20 protein-coding genes and 1 pseudogene are annotated in these 19,663 nt (G+C 58.7%); 19 read left to right on the forward strand and 2 right to left on the reverse strand.

What is annotated here, in order from left to right; genetic code table 11:
• On the reverse strand, nucleotides 1–628 hold a 628-nt coding region (locus ACIOMR_RS04650), incomplete at its 3' end, for a ribonuclease E/G (protein ID WP_401192509.1).
• Nucleotides 629–1,366: 738 nt separating this feature from the next.
• On the opposite strand from ACIOMR_RS04650, the gene rluC reads away from it, so the two are divergent.
• From rluC to ACIOMR_RS04665, 3 genes are read left to right on the forward strand one after another with little or no spacing between them, the layout of a single operon-like run.
• Nucleotides 1,367–2,326, forward strand: coding sequence for a 23S rRNA pseudouridine(955/2504/2580) synthase RluC (gene rluC, locus ACIOMR_RS04655; protein ID WP_004371325.1), 960 nt, complete (start codon nucleotides 1,367–1,369; stop codon nucleotides 2,324–2,326).
• Nucleotides 2,313–2,975, forward strand: a complete 663-nt coding sequence (locus tag ACIOMR_RS04660) for an HAD-IA family hydrolase (RefSeq protein ID WP_004371323.1) — start codon at nucleotides 2,313–2,315, stop codon at nucleotides 2,973–2,975. Before rluC ends, ACIOMR_RS04660 begins: the two co-directional genes overlap by 14 nt.
• A gap of 21 nt (nucleotides 2,976–2,996) precedes the next feature.
• The gene (locus ACIOMR_RS04665) at nucleotides 2,997–3,989 is read left to right on the forward strand and encodes a S49 family peptidase (protein ID WP_177008416.1); all 993 of its coding nucleotides are present in this window, start codon (nucleotides 2,997–2,999) and stop codon (nucleotides 3,987–3,989) included.
• Nucleotides 3,990–4,118: 129 nt separating this feature from the next.
• Here the strand turns inward: ACIOMR_RS04665 and ACIOMR_RS04670 are convergent, their stop codons facing one another.
• Entirely contained in the window at nucleotides 4,119–4,697 is a 579-nt protein-coding gene (locus ACIOMR_RS04670) for a nucleoside triphosphate pyrophosphatase (RefSeq protein WP_177008415.1), read from the reverse strand.
• 105 nt (nucleotides 4,698–4,802) lie between these two features.
• On the opposite strand from ACIOMR_RS04670, the gene ACIOMR_RS04675 reads away from it, so the two are divergent.
• The 16 genes and pseudogenes from ACIOMR_RS04675 to qatC all read left to right on the forward strand — a co-directional run bounded on the left by ACIOMR_RS04675 (nucleotide 4,803) and on the right by qatC (nucleotide 19,201).
• On the forward strand, nucleotides 4,803–5,330 hold the full coding sequence (locus tag ACIOMR_RS04675; protein ID WP_004371317.1) for a YceD family protein: 528 nt from the start codon (nucleotides 4,803–4,805) through the stop codon (nucleotides 5,328–5,330).
• Nucleotides 5,331–5,343: 13 nt separating this feature from the next.
• On the forward strand, nucleotides 5,344–5,526 hold the full coding sequence (gene rpmF, locus ACIOMR_RS04680; RefSeq protein WP_004371305.1) for a 50S ribosomal protein L32: 183 nt from the start codon (nucleotides 5,344–5,346) through the stop codon (nucleotides 5,524–5,526).
• 4 nt (nucleotides 5,527–5,530) lie between these two features.
• Nucleotides 5,531–6,541 carry a phosphate acyltransferase PlsX gene (gene plsX / locus ACIOMR_RS04685; protein ID WP_080673274.1) on the forward strand — a complete coding sequence of 337 codons (1,011 nt, stop codon included), beginning with the start codon at nucleotides 5,531–5,533 and terminating at the stop codon, nucleotides 6,539–6,541.
• Between the two features lie 126 nt (nucleotides 6,542–6,667).
• Nucleotides 6,668–7,606: an ACP S-malonyltransferase gene (gene fabD / locus ACIOMR_RS04690; RefSeq protein ID WP_023659248.1), complete on the forward strand. Its 939-nt coding sequence runs from the start codon at nucleotides 6,668–6,670 to the stop codon at nucleotides 7,604–7,606.
• Nucleotides 7,607–7,636: 30 nt separating this feature from the next.
• Complete coding sequence (fabG, locus tag ACIOMR_RS04695; protein WP_004371297.1) at nucleotides 7,637–8,380, forward strand: 3-oxoacyl-ACP reductase FabG; 744 nt, start codon at nucleotides 7,637–7,639, stop codon at nucleotides 8,378–8,380.
• Between the two features lie 192 nt (nucleotides 8,381–8,572).
• Nucleotides 8,573–8,809 (forward strand): acyl carrier protein, encoded by a 237-nt coding sequence (gene acpP, locus ACIOMR_RS04700; RefSeq protein ID WP_004371293.1) that lies wholly within the window; start codon nucleotides 8,573–8,575, stop codon nucleotides 8,807–8,809.
• A gap of 110 nt (nucleotides 8,810–8,919) precedes the next feature.
• Nucleotides 8,920–10,164 (forward strand): beta-ketoacyl-ACP synthase II, encoded by a 1,245-nt coding sequence (gene fabF, locus ACIOMR_RS04705; protein ID WP_004371291.1) that lies wholly within the window; start codon nucleotides 8,920–8,922, stop codon nucleotides 10,162–10,164.
• Nucleotides 10,164–10,979 (forward strand): aminodeoxychorismate lyase, encoded by an 816-nt coding sequence (gene pabC / locus ACIOMR_RS04710; RefSeq protein ID WP_401192814.1) that lies wholly within the window; start codon nucleotides 10,164–10,166, stop codon nucleotides 10,977–10,979. Before fabF ends, pabC begins: the two co-directional genes overlap by 1 nt.
• A 1-nt stretch (nucleotide 10,980) precedes the next feature.
• The gene (gene mltG, locus ACIOMR_RS04715) at nucleotides 10,981–12,099 is read left to right on the forward strand and encodes an endolytic transglycosylase MltG (RefSeq protein WP_401192518.1); all 1,119 of its coding nucleotides are present in this window, start codon (nucleotides 10,981–10,983) and stop codon (nucleotides 12,097–12,099) included.
• A 19-nt stretch (nucleotides 12,100–12,118) separates the two neighbouring features.
• Nucleotides 12,119–12,436: pseudogene (gene tmk / locus ACIOMR_RS04720) on the forward strand (dTMP kinase); the annotation flags it as partial.
• Between the two features lie 463 nt (nucleotides 12,437–12,899).
• Complete coding sequence (locus tag ACIOMR_RS04725) at nucleotides 12,900–13,208, forward strand: hypothetical protein (RefSeq protein ID WP_401192521.1); 309 nt, start codon at nucleotides 12,900–12,902, stop codon at nucleotides 13,206–13,208.
• Nucleotides 13,209–13,387: 179 nt separating this feature from the next.
• Nucleotides 13,388–14,224, forward strand: a complete 837-nt coding sequence (locus ACIOMR_RS04730) for a hypothetical protein (RefSeq protein ID WP_181125437.1) — start codon at nucleotides 13,388–13,390, stop codon at nucleotides 14,222–14,224.
• Between the two features lie 225 nt (nucleotides 14,225–14,449).
• A complete protein-coding gene (locus tag ACIOMR_RS04735; protein WP_401192524.1) occupies nucleotides 14,450–15,001 on the forward strand; it encodes a hypothetical protein in 552 nt (183 codons plus the stop codon).
• 180 nt (nucleotides 15,002–15,181) lie between these two features.
• Nucleotides 15,182–17,053, forward strand: coding sequence for a P-loop NTPase fold protein (locus ACIOMR_RS04740; RefSeq protein ID WP_401192527.1), 1,872 nt, complete (start codon nucleotides 15,182–15,184; stop codon nucleotides 17,051–17,053).
• 277 nt (nucleotides 17,054–17,330) lie between these two features.
• Nucleotides 17,331–17,936 carry a Qat anti-phage system associated protein QatB gene (gene qatB, locus ACIOMR_RS04745; RefSeq protein ID WP_401192530.1) on the forward strand — a complete coding sequence of 202 codons (606 nt, stop codon included), beginning with the start codon at nucleotides 17,331–17,333 and terminating at the stop codon, nucleotides 17,934–17,936.
• On the forward strand, nucleotides 17,933–19,201 hold the full coding sequence (gene qatC / locus ACIOMR_RS04750) for a Qat anti-phage system QueC-like protein QatC (protein WP_401192533.1): 1,269 nt from the start codon (nucleotides 17,933–17,935) through the stop codon (nucleotides 19,199–19,201). The genes qatB and qatC overlap by 4 nt, the downstream gene beginning before the upstream one ends.
• Nucleotides 19,202–19,663 lie beyond the last annotated feature (462 nt).

Genomic DNA, 19,663 nt, shown 5'->3' on the forward strand with positions numbered 1-19,663 from the left:
TGCTATCCTGGTAGATCAGGAATGGCGCGGAACGATCCAGGGACGCTTCCTTGATAGCGGTCCACAGCTGCAGCAGGTAGTCGAGGTCCCACTGCATTTCTTCGCTGCTGCGGCCCAGGCCGGCAGTGCGCACGATCAGGCCCATGTCGGCCGGAGCGATCAAGCCGTTCAGCGCTTCACGCAGTTCGTTGCGCTCTTCGCCTTCGATGCGACGGGAGATACCGCCGGCACGCGGGTTGTTCGGCATCAGGACCAGATAGCGGCCAGCCAGGCTGATGAAGGTGGTCAGGGCGGCGCCCTTGTTGCCACGTTCTTCTTTTTCTACCTGAACAATGACTTCCTGACCTTCGCTCAGGACGTCCTTGATGTTCACGCGGCCTTCAGGGGATTTCTTGAAGTATTCGCGGGAGATTTCTTTGAGGGGCAGGAAGCCATGGCGCTCGGAGCCGAAATCGACAAAGGCAGCCTCAAGGCTTGGTTCGATGCGAGTAATCCGGCCTTTATAGATGTTGGCCTTCTTTTGCTCGCGTGCACCGGACTCGATGTCCAGGTCGTAGAGGCGTTGGCCGTCTACCAGTGCAACACGCAACTCTTCGGGTTGAGTTGCGTTAATCAGCATTCTTTTCATGTTGTACCGTCGGTTTCCGGGCTGCCGGAAACGGCGTTCGGCACACACGACTTCTCACGGTCGGTGTCAGGTGCGTCAAGAGTGGTTGGCCACTCCAGTGTCCAGCAATACCCGCCAAAATGGGCGGTATCGCGACGTACGCTTCCTGCTTGCTGTGGTGACTTAAGCACTCAGTCAGGAGGAGGAATCAACCGGCGACTGTGGACGAGATGAAGCGTCTAAATATAAGCCTAGTGCTACACAGTCCGACGGTTGTGCATCTCCACCCTACACGTATCCCTGATAATTCGGGTGCTGCCGCGCGCAGAATCCGCAGCGGGTTGGCATTTACCGTGTTCTCCAATGGGGAGTCCACGCTCATGGCTAAACAAGACCGGGTGTGGGCGATTGTGCTCTCACTCAGCTCGTAACAGGCGTTGTTTCCGAAGCATTCGCCGTGGTCTGGCTCCAGACTGACTGCACTTTGTGAACTGGCCGTAAATATCGGCGCAAAAGGCGAGTAATCACTCTGCTTTTTGCACTCGCTTCAGGCCTCATGTCACCTGCGCTTGTTACAATCTCGAGCCTTCCAGGGTGGCGAAAGCCCCGTAGGACGGCCTCGCGTCCTGATGAATTGCGATGGTCAGGGCCGGCAGTTTGCCGCTAGTCCTCTGTCCAGGCCGCTTTTGGCGGCGTTCGCGACTATAGCAGCAATCATTAAGTGCTTCTATTAAATAAAAAATTGTTATCATCGCCGCCATGACGACTACCGCCCCCCAGACCCCCAGCGTCCAGCTGCTCGAGGTCTCGCCGGAATATGCCGGCCAACGCATCGACAACTTTCTTCTTGCCAGGCTCAAAGGCGTGCCCAAGACCTTGATTTACCGCATTTTGCGTAAAGGCGAAGTGCGCGTGAACAAAGGCCGGATCAAGCCCGAGTACAAGCTGCAGGCGGGCGATATCGTCCGCGTGCCGCCGGTGCGGGTGCCTGAGCGGGACGAACCGGTTCCACTGGCCCAGGGCTTGTTGCAGCGCCTTGAAGCGTCGATTGTCTTCGAAGACAAGGCACTGATCGTGATCAACAAGCCGTGTGGCATCGCGGTTCACGGTGGCAGTGGCCTCAACTACGGGGTGATCGAAGCCTTTCGTCAGTTGCGCCCGGATGCCAAGGAGCTGGAGCTGGTCCACCGTCTGGACCGTGACACCTCCGGCCTGTTGATGATCGCCAAGAAACGCAGCATGTTGCGCCACCTGCATGCCGCCCTGCGCGGTGATGGCGTGGACAAGCGCTACATGGCGCTGGTGCGTGGCAACTGGGCCACCTCGATCAAGAGCGTGCGCGCGCCGTTGCAGAAGAGCAACCTGCGTTCCGGCGAGCGCATGGTCGAGGTGGACGAGGAGGGCAAGGAGGCGCTGACCCTGTTCAAGGTGCTGCGCCGCTTTGGTGACTTTGCCACCATGGTCGAGGCCAAGCCGGTCACTGGCCGTACCCACCAGATTCGTGTGCACACCCTGCATGCGGGGCACTGCATTGCCGGCGATACCAAATACGGCGATGAAGATTTCTCCAAGGAAATCCGCGACCTGGGTGGCAAACGCCTGTTCCTGCACGCCTACATGCTGACCGTGCCGCTGCCTGATGGTGGCGAATTGAAGCTGCAAGCGCCTGTCGATGAAATGTGGGCCAAGACCGTGGAGCGCCTGAGTGTCGCACCCTGACTACAAGCTGTTGATCTTTGACTGGGATGGCACGCTGTGTAATTCCATTGGTCGGATTGTCGAGTCGATGCACGCGGCGTCGACCCGTTCCGGTTATGCATTGTGCGACGACCTGGCGGTCAAGGGCATTATTGGCCTGGGCCTGCCGGAAGCGATCCGCACCCTGTACCCGGAGATTGGTGATGACGAGCTGATAGCGTTTCGTCAGCACTACGCCGATCACTACATGGCGCTCGACGCCCAGCCTTCGCCGCTGTTTGAAGGCGTGGCGCAGGCCATGGAAGCATTTCGCGCCGACGGTTATCACCTTGCGGTCGCGACCGGCAAGGCCCGTCGCGGCCTGGACCGGGTGCTCAAGGCTCATGGCTGGGAAGATTATTTCGACGCCACCCGTGCGGCGGATGAAACCGCCAGCAAGCCCCACCCTCTGATGCTCGAGCAGATCCTCGCTCAATGTGGCGTGTCGCCTCGGCAGGCGTTGATGGTGGGTGATGCGTCGTTCGACCTGATGATGGCGCGTAATGCTGGCATGGACTCCGTGGCGGTCAGCTACGGCGCCCAATCTGCCCAGGCGTTGCAGGCCTACGAGCCGCGCCTGACAATTGACCGTTTTTCTGAATTGCAGGCCTGGCTCAGCCGGGCCCATTAAGTCTTTGCTGGGGTAGATGGCATGACCGATGAGTGGAAAGCGCCTGAGAAGGCCAATGCCGATAACAATGGCGATGACAGAAGCTGGAAGTTGCTGGAGAAGACCTTGCTGGCCAGTGTTCAGGAGCAGCGCCGCTCCCGGCGTTGGGGGATCTTTTTCAAGCTTCTGACCTTTATTTATCTGTTGGGCATGCTGGTGCTGTTCAGTCCGCTGATGGACATGGAGAAGAGCGCCACCCGAAGCGGTCATTACACGGCGTTGATCGAAGTGCGCGGAGTGATTGCCGACAAGGAGTCTGCCAGTGCAGACAACATCGTCAGCAGTCTGCGGGCGGCCTTCGAGGACTCCAAGGTCAAGGCTGTGATCCTGCGCATCAACAGCCCGGGCGGCAGTCCGGTGCAGTCGGGTTATGTGTATGACGAGATTCGTCGCCTGCGCGCCTTGCACCCGGACATCAAGCTGTATGCAGTGATTTCCGACCTGGGTGCCTCGGGTGCCTATTACATCGCCAGTGCCGCCGACCAGATCTACGCCGACAAGGCCAGTCTGGTGGGTTCGATTGGTGTGACGGCGGCCGGTTATGGCTTTGTCGGCACCATGGAGAAGCTCGGGGTTGAGCGTCGTACCTACACGTCGGGTGAGCACAAGTCGTTCCTGGACCCGTTCCAGCCGCAAAAGGCGGATGAAACCCAGTTCTGGCAGGGTGTGCTGGATACCACTCATCGGCAGTTCATCGCCAGTGTGAAGCAGGGGCGCGGTGACCGGCTCAAGGATAAGGAGCATCCGGAGCTGTTCTCCGGTCTGGTCTGGTCTGGCGAGCAAGCGCTGCCATTGGGCTTGATCGATGGCCTGGGCAGTGCCAGTTCGGTGGCGCGGGACGTGATTGGCGAGAAAGAACTGGTGGACTTCACTGTTCAGGAATCGCCGTTTGATCGTTTCTCCAAGAAGCTGGGTGCCAGTGTGGCTGAGCAGTTGGCGATGTGGATGGGCTTTCAGGGTCCGACCCTGCGCTGAGATCTTGAGCGCGACAAGGCTCAAAGTGTGGGAGCTGGCTTGCCTGCGATAGCATCACCTCGGTGCAACTGATGTACCGAGGTGTCTGCATCGCAGGCAAGCCAGCTCCCACATTTGTTTGTGATGTTCTCAGGGAATCTGTGCGCCTTCGGCCAGTAGCATGTCCACCAGTCGGATCAGCGGCAGTCCGACCAGGCTGGTGGCGTCTGGCCCTTCGGTGCTTTGAAACAGGCTCACCCCCAGGCCTTCGGCCTTGAAGCTGCCAGCGCAGTCGTAGGGCTGCTCGATGCGCAGGTAGCGTTCGATGCGTGCGGCGTCCAGCGTGCGCATGTGTACGGTGAAGGGGATGCAGTCGACCTGGCAATGGCCGGTGGCGCTGTTCAGTACAGCCAGGCCGGTCAGGAAGCTGACGCGCTTGCCGCTGGCCGCCAGCAGTTGCTCACGGGCTTTCTCGAAGGTGTGGGGCTTGCCGATGATCTGGCCGTCGAGCGCGGCGACCTGGTCCGAGCCGATGATCAGGTGGCCCGGATGGCTGTCAGCCAGGGCGCGGGCCTTTTCCTCGGCCAGGCGCTTGACCAGCTCCACGGCGGACTCGTCCGGACGGTGGCTTTCGTCGATATCCGGCGAACTGCAGATGAACGGCAGGTGCAGGCGGTTCAGCAATTCCCGGCGATATACCGAGCTGGAAGCGAGTAATAAAGGCAGCATGGGCGTCTCCTCAAGGCAGTCGCGGATTCTAGCGGGGAGGCCCGGTGACGGACAGGGCTGAATTTCCTTTGACATGGCCGGGTGCATCCCTATAATGCTGCGCCTATGTTGAATGACCCGATTCCACCTCACGTTGACCCGCGCAAATTGGCTGATCGTGGCACCACCCTTCAAGGTGAGCTGCTCCTGGCCGATTTGGAGAGACTCTGCGACCCGCTTTCCGACACTGTCGGTACGGTGCAGGCTAAATTCGTTTTTGAACGAGATGAACGTAAGTCTGTGGTAATCCACAGCTTTATCGACACCGAAGTCAAAATGGTTTGCCAGCGTTGTCTTGAGCTGGTCACCCTGCCGATCCACAGCGAATGCAGTTATGCTGTGGTGAAAGAGGGTGCGAATACCCAGTCGTTGCCGAAAGGTTATGACGTGCTGGAACTGGGCGAAGATCCTTTGGATCTGCAGTCACTGATCGAGGAGGAGCTTTTGCTCGCCTTGCCCATTGTGCCTGCTCATCATCCGGAAGAATGCCAGCAGCCGGCGGGTCTCGATGAGCCCGAACCGAGCGAGGACGAGGTAACGCGGTCCAACCCGTTCAGTGTATTGGCGCAGTTAAAGCGTGACCCAAACGTTTAGGAGTTAATCAATTATGGCTGTTCAGCAGAACAAAAAATCCCGCTCTGCCCGTGACATGCGTCGTTCGCACGACGCCCTGACGGCAAGCACTCTGTCTGTAGAAAAAACCACCGGTGAAGTTCACCTGCGTCACCACGTATCGCCAGAAGGCGTATACCGTGGCCGTAAAGTGATCGACAAGGGCGCTGACGAGTAATCACTTGTCTGCTCAAGTCATCGCGATTGACGCAATGGGCGGGGACTTCGGTCCCCGCAGCATTGTTCAGGCCTGCATTGCTTGCCTGTCTGCCACGCCCTCGCTGCACCTGACCCTCGTCGGTCAACCCTCCTTACTTGAAGAACTGATTGCCAGCCATCCGGCGGTGGATCGCGCGCGCCTGACTATTACACCGGCCAGCGAAACCATCACCATGGATGAAAAGCCTGCGCAGGCCTTGCGCGGCAAGCCTGATTCTTCGATGCGGGTGGCGCTTGAGCTGGTACGCGACGGCAAGGCCCAGGCCTGTGTCAGTGCCGGCAATACCGGGGCGTTGATGGCGTTGTCCCGGCATGTGCTGAAAACCCTGCCGGGCATTGACCGGCCGGCGATGGTTGCGGCTATTCCGACCCAGCAGGGCTATTGCCAGTTGCTGGACCTGGGGGCGAACGTCGATTGCAGTGCCGAGCATCTGCTGCACTTTGCCCTGATGGGCTCGGTGGCGGCCGAAGCGCTGGGCGTGGCCCGGCCTCGGGTGGCGCTGCTGAATATCGGCACCGAAGACATCAAGGGCAACCAGCAGGTCAAGCTGGCGGCGACGCTGTTGCAAAGCGCGCGAGGCCTGAACTACATCGGCTTTGTCGAGGGTGACGGTCTGTACCGCGGCGAAGCCGACGTGGTGGTGTGCGACGGGTTTGTCGGCAATATCCTGCTCAAGTCCAGCGAGGGCCTGGCGACGATGATTGCTGCGCGCATCGAGGCCTTGTTCAAGCGCAACCTGGCGTCACGCCTGGTGGGCGCCCTGGCGCTGCCCTTGATGCGGCGCTTGCAGGCTGACCTGGCTCCGGCGCGGCACAATGGTGCGAGTTTCCTCGGGTTGCAGGGCATCGTGGTGAAAAGTCATGGTTCGGCGGGGGTGCAGGGTTTTCAAAGTGCCATCCAGCGCGCCTTGATCGAGATCCAGGAAAACCTGCCGCAACGCTTGCACGGCCGCCTTGAGGATCTGTTGCCTTAGGCGAATCGGGCCGGAAATGCTTAAATGTGACCGGCCAGTTCAATTGACCATCCAATCTGTCAGTTTCTTGCGCTCCCACGTGTGGGGCGCCAATTTCCGACGACCAGATCATTAGGGGCTTGTTACATGTCTACATCCCTCGCATTCGTCTTTCCAGGGCAGGGTTCGCAGTCCCTCGGCATGTTGGCCGAGCTGGGCGCGGAACATCAGTTGGTCCTGGACACTTTCAAGGAAGCCTCCGATGCCTTGGGTTACGACCTGTGGGCACTGACCCAGCAAGGGCCGGAAGAGCTGCTCAATCAAACCGACAAGACCCAACCCGCCATCCTCACCGCCTCCATCGCCCTGTGGCGCCTGTGGTTGGCTGAAGGTGGTGCACGTCCGGCCTACGTTGCCGGTCATAGCCTGGGCGAATACAGCGCCCTGGTGGCCGCTGGCAGCCTGACCCTCGGTGAAGCAGTCAAGCTGGTGGAGCGTCGTGGCCAGTTGATGCAGGAAGCGGTTCCTGCCGGGCAGGGCGGCATGGCTGCCATTCTCGGCCTGGAAGATGCTGACGTGATTGCCGCCTGCGCCGAAGCGGCCCAGGGCGAAGTGGTCAGCGCGGTGAACTTCAACTCCCCTGGCCAGGTGGTGATCGCCGGCGCCAAGGCGGCGGTAGAGCGCGCCATCGAAGGCTGCAAGGCCCGTGGCGCCAAGCGTGCGTTGCCGTTGCCGGTCAGCGTGCCGTCCCACTGCGAACTGATGCGCCCGGCTGCCGAGCGTTTCGCCGAGTCGATCGCTGCGATCAACTGGCAGGCGCCGCAGATTCCGTTGGTGCAGAACGTCAGTGCCGCCGTGGCCTCTGACCTGGAAACCCTCAAGCGCGATCTGCTGGAACAGCTGTACAAGCCGGTTCGCTGGGTTGAGTCGGTGCAGACCCTGGCCGCCAACGGCGCCACCCAATTGGTAGAGTGCGGCCCGGGCAAAGTCCTCGCCGGCCTGAACAAGCGTTGCGCCGAAGGCGTGTCGACTTCCAACCTCAATACCCCGGATGCCTTCGCTGCCGCTCGCGCAGCCCTGGCCTGACGTTAATTTCCGAACCTAGGAGAAGCCTGCATGAGTCTGCAAGGTAAAGTTGCACTGGTCACCGGCGCAAGCCGTGGCATTGGCCAGGCGATCGCCCTGGAGCTGGGCCGTCTGGGCGCTGTGGTCATCGGTACCGCAACCTCCGCCGCCGGCGCTGAACGTATTGCCGCGACGCTGAAGGAAAACGGCGTCCAGGGCACCGGTCTTGAGCTTAACGTGACCAGCGATGAGTCCGTGGCGGCCGTATTGGCTGAAATCACGGCGCAATTCGGTGCACCGGCTATTCTGGTGAACAATGCCGGTATTACCCGCGATAACCTGATGATGCGTATGAAAGACGACGAGTGGCATGACGTCGTTGATACCAACCTGAACAGTCTGTTTCGCCTGTCCAAGGGTGTTTTGCGCGGCATGACCAAGGCTCGTTGGGGTCGAATTATCAATATTGGCTCTGTTGTGGGTGCCATGGGCAACGCAGGCCAAGTAAACTACGCAGCCGCCAAGGCCGGTCTGGAAGGTTTCAGCCGTGCATTGGCGCGTGAAGTAGGCTCGCGGTCGATTACGGTCAACTCGGTGGCCCCAGGGTTCATCGACACCGATATGACCCGCGAATTGCCTGAAGCGCAGCGTGAAGCGTTGCTGACGCAGATTCCGCTGGGCCGTCTGGGCCAGGCTCAAGAGATCGCGAATGTGGTCGCTTTCCTGGCATCCGACGGTGCGGCATACGTGACTGGGGCTACAATCCCGGTGAACGGCGGGATGTACATGAGTTAAATTGTGACGGATCGCTTCAAAAAAATGTCATACGAGCTGTCTAAAATCCGTTATAAAGCTGCAATCTATTTATAGGCAGATGGCCAATAGGGTACGAGGGTGAAGCTTTCAGTTGAAAAGCTGAAAAGTCTTTCTATACACTTACCCACTGGCCAGCTGCCTGAATTTGTCCATTAGGAGTGAAAACAAGGTATGAGCACCATCGAAGAGCGCGTCAAGAAAATCGTTGCCGAGCAACTGGGCGTTAAAGAAGAAGAAGTGACCAACAGCGCTTCCTTCGTTGAAGACCTGGGTGCCGACTCCCTTGACACCGTTGAGCTGGTGATGGCTCTGGAAGAGGAATTCGAGACCGAAATCCCGGACGAAGAAGCTGAAAAAATCACTACCGTTCAAGCTGCTATCGACTACGTTACTAGCCACCAGGCGTAATAGTTTGTAATCGTCGCTTGCTGTGATGGAAAAACCGCACTGCCCTATGGCGTGCGGTTTTTTCCTTTAAGCCTGATGCAAAGTGTCGTCATTAGAAAAAGGAGAGTGCTGTGTCGCGTAGACGCGTCGTAGTCACCGGTATGGGTATGTTGTCGCCACTGGGTACGGATGTGCCGAGCAGTTGGCAGGGCATTCTGGCTGGCCGCAGTGGTATTGGTCTGATCGAACACACGGACCTTTCTGCCTATTCCACCCGTTTTGGCGGCTCGGTAAAGGACTTCAATGTCGAGGAATATCTCTCGGTCAAAGAGTCCCGCAAACTCGACCTGTTCATTCAATACGGCCTGGCAGCCGGTTTTCAGGCGGTGCGTAATGCCGGCCTGGAAGTCACCGACGCCAACCGTGAGCGCATCGGCGTGGCCATGGGTTCGGGTATTGGCGGTCTGACCAATATCGAAGAAACCAGCCGCACCCTGCATGAGTCCGGCCCTCGCAGAATTTCACCGTTCTTCGTGCCTGGCTCGATCATCAACATGATTTCCGGTTTCCTGTCCATCCACTTGGGTGCCCAGGGGCCTAACTACGCCATTTCCACGGCGTGCACCACGGGCACTCACTGCATCGGCATGGCGGCGCGCAATATCGCCTATGACGAGGCCGACGTGATGATCGCCGGCGGTGCCGAGATGGCCGCCTGCGGTTTGGGCATGGGCGGCTTCGGCGCGTCCCGTGCGTTGTCGACCCGCAATGACGAGCCGACCCGTGCCAGCCGTCCGTGGGACAAGGGCCGCGACGGTTTTGTTCTGGCCGACGGTGCCGGTGCGCTGGTACTCGAAGAGCTGGAGCACGCGAAGGCCCGTGGCGCCACCATCTACGCCGAGCTGATTGGTTTCGGCATGAGCGGTGATGCGTACCACATGACCTCGCCTCCGTCGGACGGCGCGGGTGCTGCACGCTGCATCACCAATGCGTTGCGTGATGCCAAGGTCAACGTTGACCAGGTGCAGTACATCAATGCCCATGGCACTTCGACCCCGACCGGCGACCTGGCGGAAGCCGAGGCCATCAAGTCGGTGTTCGGCGAGCATGCCTACAAGCTGGCGGTCAGTTCCACCAAGTCCATGACCGGGCACCTGTTGGGTGCGGCGGGCGCGGTCGAGGCAATCTTCAGCGTGCTGGCCATCAAGGATCAGGTCGCTCCGCCGACCATCAACCTCGATGAGCCGGATGAGGGCTGCGACCTGAACTTCGTGCCTCACGAGCCGCAGAAGATGCCGATCGACGTGGTGCTGTCCAACTCGTTCGGTTTTGGTGGTACCAACGGTTCCCTGGTGTTCCGCCGGTTCGCCGAGTGATGGAGAGCTGGGTCGACGGTCAGCCGGCGGGCGCAGTGCCCCTGAAAGACCGTGGCCTGGCATACGGTGATGGGCTGTTCGAGACCATTGCCGTCAAGGCCGGGCAGCCCGTGCTGCTTGACCGCCACCTGCAGCGCCTTGAAGAAGGTTGCAGGCGGCTGGCGATTGTTGCGGATCAACCCCTGATCCGCAGCGAATTGCTGGCCTACGCCTCTGCCCTCGGTGACGGTGTACTCAAGTTGATCCTGACCCGTGGCGACAGCCAGCGCGGTTATGGCATCAGTGCTGGCGCTCCGGCGCGGCGCATTCTGCAAGGCAGTCCACCTGCCACTTATCCCCCGGAACATGCAGCGTCAGGCATCCGCCTGTTTGCGTGTACCACGCGTTTGTCCGAGCAACCGTTGCTCGCCGGCCTCAAGCACCTCAATCGACTGGAACAGGTGTTCGCCCGTGCCGAATGGCAGGATGCCGAACACGCCGAAGGTTTGATGCTGGATATGTCCGGTCGAGTCATCGAAGGCGTCTTCAGCAACCTGTTTCTGGTGCGTAACGGCGTGTTGCTGACCGCTGATCTGAAACGCTGCGGCGTCGCCGGCGTCATGCGGGCCGAGGTGTTGGCCCAGGCGCAGGCGTTGGGCATTCCGACGAGCGTGGCCGATATCAGCCTTGAGCAGCTGCAACAGGCCGATGAAGTCTTGGTGTGCAACAGCGTATATGGCATTTGGCCGGTGCGCGGATGTGCTGCGATGAGCTGGCCGGTTGGGCCGCTCACCCGTAAACTGCAGGGCATTGTTCGCGCACTATTGGATATTTGATTTGAGACGTAAATTTGTATTGTTGCTGGAGATCGGTCTGGTCCTGGCGGGTTTGCTGCTGGGCGCTTCGGCCTGGAAGCTGAACTCGGCCCTTGAGCAGCCCTTGAATCTGACCCAGGAGCAATTGCTGGACGTACCGGCTGGCGCGACGCCCACCGGCACCTTCAATCGCCTGGAAAATGACGGCGTGCTCAAGGATGCGTTCTGGTTGCGTCTCTACTGGCGCTTCAACCTCGACGGCCAGCCGCTGCACAGCGGCGAATACCGCATGACCCCGGGCCTCACCGCCGAGGGCCTGATCGGCTTGTGGCAGCGTGGCGAAGTGGTGCAGTACAGCATTACGCTGGTGGAAGGCTGGAACTTCCGCCAGGTGCGCGCGGCCCTGGCCAAGCATGAAAAGATCGAGCAGACCCTGTCCGGCCTGAGTGACAGCGAGGTGATGGAAAAACTCGGCCACCCGGGCGTATTCCCTGAAGGGCGCTTCTTCCCGGACACCTACCGCTTCGTGCGCGGCATGAGCGACGTCGAACTGCTGAAAAAATCCTACAACCGTCTGGACGATGTCCTCGCCCAGGAGTGGAGCAAGCGCGCGGCCGATGCGCCGTACACCGACCCCTATCAAGCGCTGATCATGGCCTCGCTGGTGGAGAAAGAAACCGGCGTGCCGGAAGAGCGCGGCCAGATCGCCGGGGTATTCGTGCGGCGCATGCAGATCGGCATGCTGCTGCAAACCGACCCGACGGTGATCTACGGCCTCGGCGAGCGCTACACCGGCAAGCTGACCCGCGCGCACCTCAAGGAAGCCACGCCCTACAACACCTACGTGATCGCCGGCCTGCCGCCGACGCCGATCGCCATGGTCGGGCGGGAGGCGATTCATGCTGCGCTGAACCCGGTGGCGGGCAGCAGCCTGTATTTCGTTGCCCGAGGCGATGGCAGCCATATTTTCTCGGATAACCTGGATGCGCATAACGCAGCAGTGCGTGAGTTCCAGATGAGGCGTCGCGCCGATTACCGTTCCAGCCCGGCGCCGGCGGCAAAGCCTGCGGACGCGCCGCTGGATACGCCCGCCGAGCCGGCTCCGGCACCCGATGACGCCGCACCGCAAAGCCCGCAATGACTCTGACTAAGGACTGCCTGTGACTGGCTTGTTTATTACCCTGGAAGGCCCGGAAGGCGCCGGCAAGAGCACCAATCGTGAATACCTGGCCGAGCGCCTGCGCGCCGAAGGTATCGAGGTGCTGCTGACCCGTGAGCCTGGCGGCACGCCACTGGCCGAGCGTATCCGTGAAGTGCTGCTGACCCCGGGCGACGAACAGATGAACCCCGACACCGAGCTGTTGCTGGTGTTCGCCGCCCGCGCCCAGCACCTGGCCGAAGTCATTCGCCCGGCACTGGCCCGGGGCGCCGTGGTGATTTGTGACCGGTTTACCGATTCCTTATTTTCTGTTGGAGGAGAACGTCAACCCAAAATGGTTTGCCATCTCGACCTCCTCGAAAATACATTTCTTGCCTAGAAGCCCCGCTATGAAAGGGCTTCTGAATTCGGAAGGTTGCTGCTTAATTCCATTATAGCACTGGTGATTTCGAAAAAGTAAACCCCCTATGCCTTTGATAGTGCAAAAAAATCAAAGGTAAACCCAAAAGCCTCATTTTTCCCGCTTGCCGCGCGTTCATCCATCCTATGCTCCCCCGAAACCCAGCAAATTCAAGCCTTTTAGGGTTTACGTTTCCCTTCGCCTACGTAATTCCGATTCCTCACCTACAGCTGGACTTCACTGCTTGTGGCGCCTTTTGCTCCATCGCCATAATGAACAAAAGATCAGTTTGGTCACCAATGCCCGGCGCCGAAGCCGCATCGCCAAATGTCAGATTCATTTATCACATGCGAGCACGCCGGGAAGCGAGGATAGAAAGAACATGAACAGATCAGAGCTGAAAGCCCTGAACGACTTGCTGGAGGAGGAGTGCGGCTGGCTGGTCGAGGTCGGCGTTTCTCCAGCCAGCGGCGAGAAATTTTTCCGCGTCTATGAAACTCGACCCGACACCAATGCCAATGCCGAACGCACGCAAGCAAGCGCTAATAGGCTTCATTCGGAATCGACAAGGAGTGCCTTTGTGGGGGTGATGCCCATCTGTACAACGCTTGGAGCACTAGTCAGTAGCGGGGCCCTTTGCCAGTACTATTACCAGAAGGGCTTGAACGCGCGTTGCGACACACCTTCTTGACTCCACTCAATCCAACCCAACCTAGCACCTCAGAGCAGCCCTGCGTCCCCAGACGCCCAACTAAGCCCATAACCATCACTGCTTGATTTCCGACTGTCGCCATATGAAACTCAAAGCAACGCGTCTGGAATAAGGGTTTGAGAGTGAAGGTAGCGAGACATCCTGTAACACGTAGGCCTGTGACCATTCCCGAATACCGACGGGAATACGGCCCCTCATATCGTGGGGAGTCCAAACTGGATTTGCCTGCTACTACGTGCCCTGCTTGCCATCAGGAATTGCTCATTCGGGGGGCGCATGGCCCACAGGATCGCCAGACCTTCGCGCATTTCCCCGTTAGCCCGGATAGGCCGGACGTCTTCTGCACTATCAAGCTAGCGGGGAGGCACAAGTATTCAGTACTTTGCCCGGTTGACCATGACCCGGCCCTCGCCAAGAAGTTGAGGACGAGTTTCTTCAAGAACTGGAAGGTGCACTGGAGCCGCTTCAAGCAATACATCGGACATGTGGATGTTGATGATTTCATTGCTGTCTTGAAGGTTGCCGACAAGGCAAATGTGTGGGGCTATCGAGCGATGAAGGAGCACGAGGTGATCATTGCGCTCATGCTCATCAGTGACTTCAAGCCAGTGCTGGCACTAAGGCCGGCGCGCGTTCAATCGCAGCAGGTCGCAATATCTGAGAGCGTTGCCACCCCCACCACTGAAGCGGAGGCACGACCACAACCAAAACCGGAGCCATGGAGAAAGAACTGGATCAGGTTCTGGTTTGAATCGCGGGCCAGGAGCTTCGACGACTTTTGGAACCTTTCGCTTGAGAACAAGGTGATCATTCGGGTCGAGTACGCTGTTCCAGAGGGCGAGACCAAATTGGATCCGGACTATTTGGACTCTTTCAAGGTTATCGACGTGTCTTATGATTATTTGGCTCATCGCAAGCCCGGCGACGACACGGTCGCTAGCGTGGTAGAGAGTAGGATGAAGCGGGCCTTCAAGAAAGACATCGAAGATAAGTAGTCGCAGCGCCCGAAAGAAAAGTATGGAGGAGAGCGACTGTTTTTGCCGCGCCCTGCTGGGCCGGCTGTCGTGAACCAAGCCCGGCCCGTTGGTTGGTCTTGGCCCTTCGGGCTTTCATCTTCGTGGCTGTCCGTGCCGCACCTCGCCCTTTCAGTAAATCGCCAGACAGGCACAGGATATAACTTGGCCCTTGGCTTCTGCTGCTCGCAAATTTAAGGCCTCTATATGCTCCACACCGATGAAGTACAGCAAGCCCGGGACAATCGCGAGAACGAAGCGTCCCCTGAAGCCCTTCAACCGCTCAGTGCCTGGCAGCCCGGTCAACCGATCCCCATACCTGAGAGCGTGGTGTGCGACCAGTATGAGAATTATCTGGAGACGCCGCCCGAAGGCTTGGAGCTTGATGACGCAGAGGTGATCTGGTGGACGGTGGCCTCCAACTTCAACCGCGAGGAGCTACGGGACAAGCTCCTGCCGGTCATCGAAAAGCGACAAGACTGGGCCTGCTTCTTCTTTTCTCCAATTGCTGACCTGGATGGCAATGGTCGCTATCCATCCGGCCTTATCCAGCTTCTTCGGGACATTCTGCCTAAGGGGGCGCTCATCGCTGTTGAGCCCGCAGCAGCAGGGGAGGAGGTGTCCGAGCTCGCTGGTACCTTGGCCATCCAAAACCAGATTTGGCATGATCTTACCTGGGCTGCTTTTCGGCTCGCTCTGAATCAGAAGCTACCTGACTATCTTCGGGACATGTACTTTGCTGGTGACTTGGGGATCTAGCATGGCGCCCCCTTTCCTGACTAGCCGCCACGTAACGAAATATTTCATCATCCAAGCGCACCCGTAGGTGGTGGCCACTGGCCCAGCGCAAAGGCTACTATGGCGCGTCGTTGCCATTGCTTCACGCTGACAACTTTCATTCGGAAAGCTTTCATGCGGAAGATGTCCAGGGAGGGTGTCATGTGGGTAGATAACGAGACAGGAACAGACTTCCTCAATTTTTCTGGGGTCGCTGACACGGTCGCCGAGATCGTTTACCAGGCTGATGGTCGCCCGATTTCCATTGGTGTCTCTGGTGCGTGGGGCGCGGGCAAGTCGTCCATGATCAAGTTGATCCAGGCGTCCCTCAAAGATCCGCCCCAAGGCGAGGAGAAGCCAGCGAAGGACTTTGTGTTCGTCGAGTTTAACGCTTGGCTCTACCAAGGCTACGATGACGCCCGTGCCGCCCTGATGGACGTGATCGCCACGCGCCTGGAGACCGAGGCCAAGAAGCGCGCGAAAGGCCTAGATAAGGCGTCTGAGCTGCTTTCACGGGTGAATTGGCTCCGGGCTGCGAAGCTCGCTGGCAGCACCGCCTTATCTTTTGCGACGGGAGTACCCGCGCCGGGCCTGCTAGGCGAGATCATCGGCCTTGTTGACCGAGTTCGATCGGGGCAGGTTGATCAGGATGCCATCGAGGCATTGCACGACACCGCCGAAAAAGCCAAGGATGAGGCCGGTAAGCTATGGAATAGCGCACCTGCCAAAAAGTCTCCGCCGAAGGAAATTCAGGCACTCAGGGATAACTTCGAGGCCATCCTGGAAGAGCTGGGGGTCACCCTGGTCGTGTTGATCGACGACCTGGATCGCTGCCTGCCGGAGACCACGATCTCTACCTTGGAAGCCATTCGCCTATTCCTGTTCCTGCGCAACACGGCGTTCGTGATCGCTGCGGACAACGAGATGATCAAGCACGCGGTTCGCAAGCACTTTAGCGGCGTGCCCGATGATGTCTTGGTGACCAGCTATTTCGACAAACTGATTCAGGTGCCGATTCGTGTCCCTCCTCTGGGTACCCAGGAAGTCCGGGCGTACATGATGATGCTGTTCCTAGAGAACAGTAAGCTGCCCAAAGAGGTCGTCGAAGAAATTCGAGTCAAGGTGCGCGGACAGCTTCGGACAACCTGGCAGGGCAACCGGGTGGATCGCGCGTTCATGCAGACCTTGTACGACGACTACCCCACTGATCTGATCGGCAAGTTTGATACCGCTGAGCGCCTGGCTGCAGTCATGACGTCGGCTTCTGGTATCCAGGGAAACCCGCGACTCATCAAGCGATTTCTCAACGCCCTGTCGATCCGGATGAGCATCTCTCGGGCTCAAGGGGTGGGTGTCGACGAAGCGGTGCTACTCAAACTTATGCTGTTCGAGCGTAGCGGTAACCCCAAAGCATACGAAGAGCTGATGAAGGCTGTGGCCTCCCACAAGGACGGCAAGCCCGTGCTGCTTGGCGAGTGGGAAGCGGATGTGAAGTTGGGTAAGACCCTGACACTTCAGCAGCCCTGGGATCTTCCTTTCGTCAAAGAGTGGCTTGCCCTGCCTCCAGCATTGGCAGACAAAGATTTGCGGGGTGCCATCTACGTCAGTCGTGAACACGCACCAATCATTACAGACGAAGACCGCCTGTCTTCAGAGGCTGCTGAGCTGCTCACGGCACTGCTTGCTACCCCCGACATGGCTGGGCAGCTCAAGGATCGGCTGGCTCTCATAGCGCCCGCCGATATCAACGTCGTGATGGATCGTTTGCTGGATAAAGCGGGTGCTGAGCAGGAGTGGGGCGTACCGGACATCCTGGAGGCGTTGCTCATGGTCGGACGGCTAGATGCACAGCAGGGGCTCCGACTGGCGGCGTTCCTGAAGGCACGTCCGCCTGCGCAAATCCAAGCGGGCATTGTGCCGAAGCTGACCGACGAGGTTTGGGCGAAGTCAGTCTACGAATTCTGGATGACGGCTGAAGTCAGTGGGCCGGTGAAGGCTGCGATAAGGAAGTTCGATGGGAACCTCACAAAATAACGATCCGCCTGGCAAGGGCCTACCGTACGTACCACCTTGGACTCCTCCGCTGCCGCCGCTGCCGCCTGTGCCGTCAAAGCCGTCCGAGCCACCGGAGTCAGATCCACAGGATGACGGGCCTTCTGAGCCAGACAAGGGCGAGACCGATGATGGTAATGACCAAGCCAATGACCCAAAGCAGGTGCCCCAGGCACCCTCACCCTTAGCGCCTCCTGCACGATTCAAGGGGGCGCGGCGGGGGTTGGGTGACTTCGCAACCAGCGGTAATCGCAATAGCTTGCGCAAGAGCCTGCGGGAATATGTGCGCCATGGGTATGGTGGATCAAAAACCACCACGGCGCGCTTTGGAGGCACCGCATCGATCGCCGGGGTTTTTGGCAGTGCGCTTGAGTCGGTCGCTGATGGCAGTCAACAAGCTGGCCCCGGCGTACTTGACCGAGTCCTTCTGCAAGGTCGCTCTGCGTCCGAAGTCATGGATGCCCTGGTTGAAGCCGTCCGCCCGGTAGACGGTACTCAGGATGCAGAAGCCGAGCGTGCTTCGATCCGTGGGTCGCTGTCCGATGTTTTGGTGCGCTATCCAGATGCTGACCTGCTCAACCTGTCAGCTGAGCAGCGGGCTTTTGCGATTGAGCGTTTCACCGCAATGGACGTGTTCCATCGGTACGAGCTCGATATGTGCAAAACCATCCAGGAAAAGGCGCCTTCAGCATCGGTCGCGATGCGTCGCTTGAAGGAGATCAAGGATTACATCAAGGAGTGCGTGAGCGCCTCGTTCCGCAAGATCGCAACCGCCAGAACGCCTTTGACTACTGGAAGGATTTCTCAGGTGGTCACCCAGGCGTTGCAGGACACCTTTGAAGTGTTTGAGGGGTACGTAGAATGAGGTTTGTGTGCGGCCCAGCTGGATTTACGGTGCCGGGTATGGATGGCGCCATGCAAGTGGTGATCTACGGCAAAGCTGAAGATGGACAGGTCAGCGTCGGAGGCTATGCCCGTGAACTGCTGGACAAGGCCCATTTGGAGATCAGCCCTCAAGCCTGGGATTTCCTGAGTATTGCGCTTTCAGTGGTGGCTGCTGACTTCACTGATTTGAGAGCAAAGAGTGCTGACGCCTGGACTCGGCAGATCAGCCTTGAGATTGCGGTGCAAGATCCGATGTTTTGGAACACCCAGTCTCGTGCCTTGGAGGCAGCGCTGCGATTTCTTACAACGGATCAGTGGGCGCTGGCTTTCCATCCCGGTGGTTTTGGGCCGCCGGCACAGATGCAAGCGCTGCATCCAGTAGAAGATTCGGTGGTGCTGCTTTCTGGCGGTCTAGACAGCTTGATTGGTGCGATTGACCTGGTGGAGCAGGGAATAAAGCCTTATGCAGTGAGCCAGATTGTCAGAGGCGATGGTGAGAAGCAGGATCTGTTTGCTCGAAGCCTGCGTTTGAACCGGATCGGTCTCAATCATGTGGCCAGATCGCCCGGGCAGCAGGAGCCATCCCAGCGCGCACGCTCGATCGTATTTTTGGCATTTGGCCTGGCCGTAGCGACCTCGCTCGATCGCTACCATCGTGGCGAGACCGTGCCGTTATACATCTGCGAGAACGGGTTCATCGCCATCAATCCGCCGCTGACCATGTCCCGAGTGGGTAGCCTGAGCACTCGCACTGCGCATCCTGAGTATTTGGGACGGCTTCAGCAGGTCTTTGATGCTGCCGACATCAACGTTGAGGTTCGCAACCCCTATGCCTTGGTCACGAAAGGGGAAATGATGGTGGGCTGCAGAAATCAGGATTTGCTCAAGCAGCATGCCGTGGCATCAACCAGTTGTGGGCGCTTCCAGCGGTTCGGCTACAAGCACTGTGGTCGCTGCGTGCCGTGCCAAGTTAGGCGCGCTTCGTTTAAACGCTGGTCGTCGCTTCGTGATCAAACCGAATACGTCCACGATAACCTGAACAAAGATGACCTGCAGCATGGGCGATTCGAAGACGTGCGCTCGGTGGGCATGGCGTTGGCAAACGTGGCTCAAAATGGCTTCGAAGAGTGGCTAGGCCACAGCCTCTTTTCTCCGTTCATCCATGATCGCCAAGGGTACAGTCAGATGCTTGCGCGAGGGCTTGATGAACTGGGCGTTTTGCATCGTGACTATCGGCTGATCTAGTCATGGGACGCGTGCGTCGAATGGCTACGCGAGGTGGCCTGATGCATAGCCATAGTCTGTGTATGGTTATAGGCATGGGCCGAGCGAGGCCGATCCAGGCGCTTTTCGCAGATCTGTGGCATTCAGAATTAGGAAGCCACGCGGTGAGTGGAGGGGCCTTGATCGAGGTCTCATCTGGCCAATTCTGAATTGACGGTCGCGATCAGTCCATGTCATCTATAAGGTCTAGTGACTTTGCCTTCCTGATCAACCTTTCGATGACTCAGTAATCCAGCCACACCATCGATTTTACGATACTTAGTTGAAGGTTTTAATCAGGGTGATCCTGCTACCACTGAAAGTTCGGTTTAGCCTTATATTGTTGCGGCGAAATCCTGGTTCGAACATAATCCGCGTCCCGTCAATCTAACGCCATCGACGGAATGTTGGCCGGCTCACAAAAATGGTGAGTACCTCACATTT

The sequence above is a fragment of the Pseudomonas sp. NPDC087814 genome (assembly GCF_044742865.1).
Classification (GTDB): domain Bacteria; phylum Pseudomonadota; class Gammaproteobacteria; order Pseudomonadales; family Pseudomonadaceae; genus Aquipseudomonas.

Bases quoted from the DNA above. Each gene is read 5' to 3' on its own strand.
- rluC (WP_004371325.1), top strand. From the start codon at position 1,367: ATGACGACTACCGCCCCCCAGACCCCCAGCGTCCAGCTGCTCGAGGTC.
- ACIOMR_RS04665 (WP_177008416.1), top strand. From the start codon at position 2,997: ATGACCGATGAGTGGAAAGCGCCTGAGAAGGCCAATGCCGATAACAAT.
- ACIOMR_RS04670 (WP_177008415.1), bottom strand. From the start codon at position 4,697: ATGCTGCCTTTATTACTCGCTTCCAGCTCGGTATATCGCCGGGAATTG.
- ACIOMR_RS04675 (WP_004371317.1), top strand. From the start codon at position 4,803: ATGTTGAATGACCCGATTCCACCTCACGTTGACCCGCGCAAATTGGCT.
- rpmF (WP_004371305.1), top strand. From the start codon at position 5,344: ATGGCTGTTCAGCAGAACAAAAAATCCCGCTCTGCCCGTGACATGCGT.
- fabD (WP_023659248.1), top strand. From the start codon at position 6,668: ATGTCTACATCCCTCGCATTCGTCTTTCCAGGGCAGGGTTCGCAGTCC.
- fabG (WP_004371297.1), top strand. From the start codon at position 7,637: ATGAGTCTGCAAGGTAAAGTTGCACTGGTCACCGGCGCAAGCCGTGGC.
- acpP (WP_004371293.1), top strand. From the start codon at position 8,573: ATGAGCACCATCGAAGAGCGCGTCAAGAAAATCGTTGCCGAGCAACTG.
- pabC (WP_401192814.1), top strand. From the start codon at position 10,164: ATGGAGAGCTGGGTCGACGGTCAGCCGGCGGGCGCAGTGCCCCTGAAA.
- ACIOMR_RS04725 (WP_401192521.1), top strand. From the start codon at position 12,900: ATGAACAGATCAGAGCTGAAAGCCCTGAACGACTTGCTGGAGGAGGAG.
- ACIOMR_RS04735 (WP_401192524.1), top strand. From the start codon at position 14,450: ATGCTCCACACCGATGAAGTACAGCAAGCCCGGGACAATCGCGAGAAC.
- ACIOMR_RS04740 (WP_401192527.1), top strand. From the start codon at position 15,182: ATGTGGGTAGATAACGAGACAGGAACAGACTTCCTCAATTTTTCTGGG.
- qatC (WP_401192533.1), top strand. From the start codon at position 17,933: ATGAGGTTTGTGTGCGGCCCAGCTGGATTTACGGTGCCGGGTATGGAT.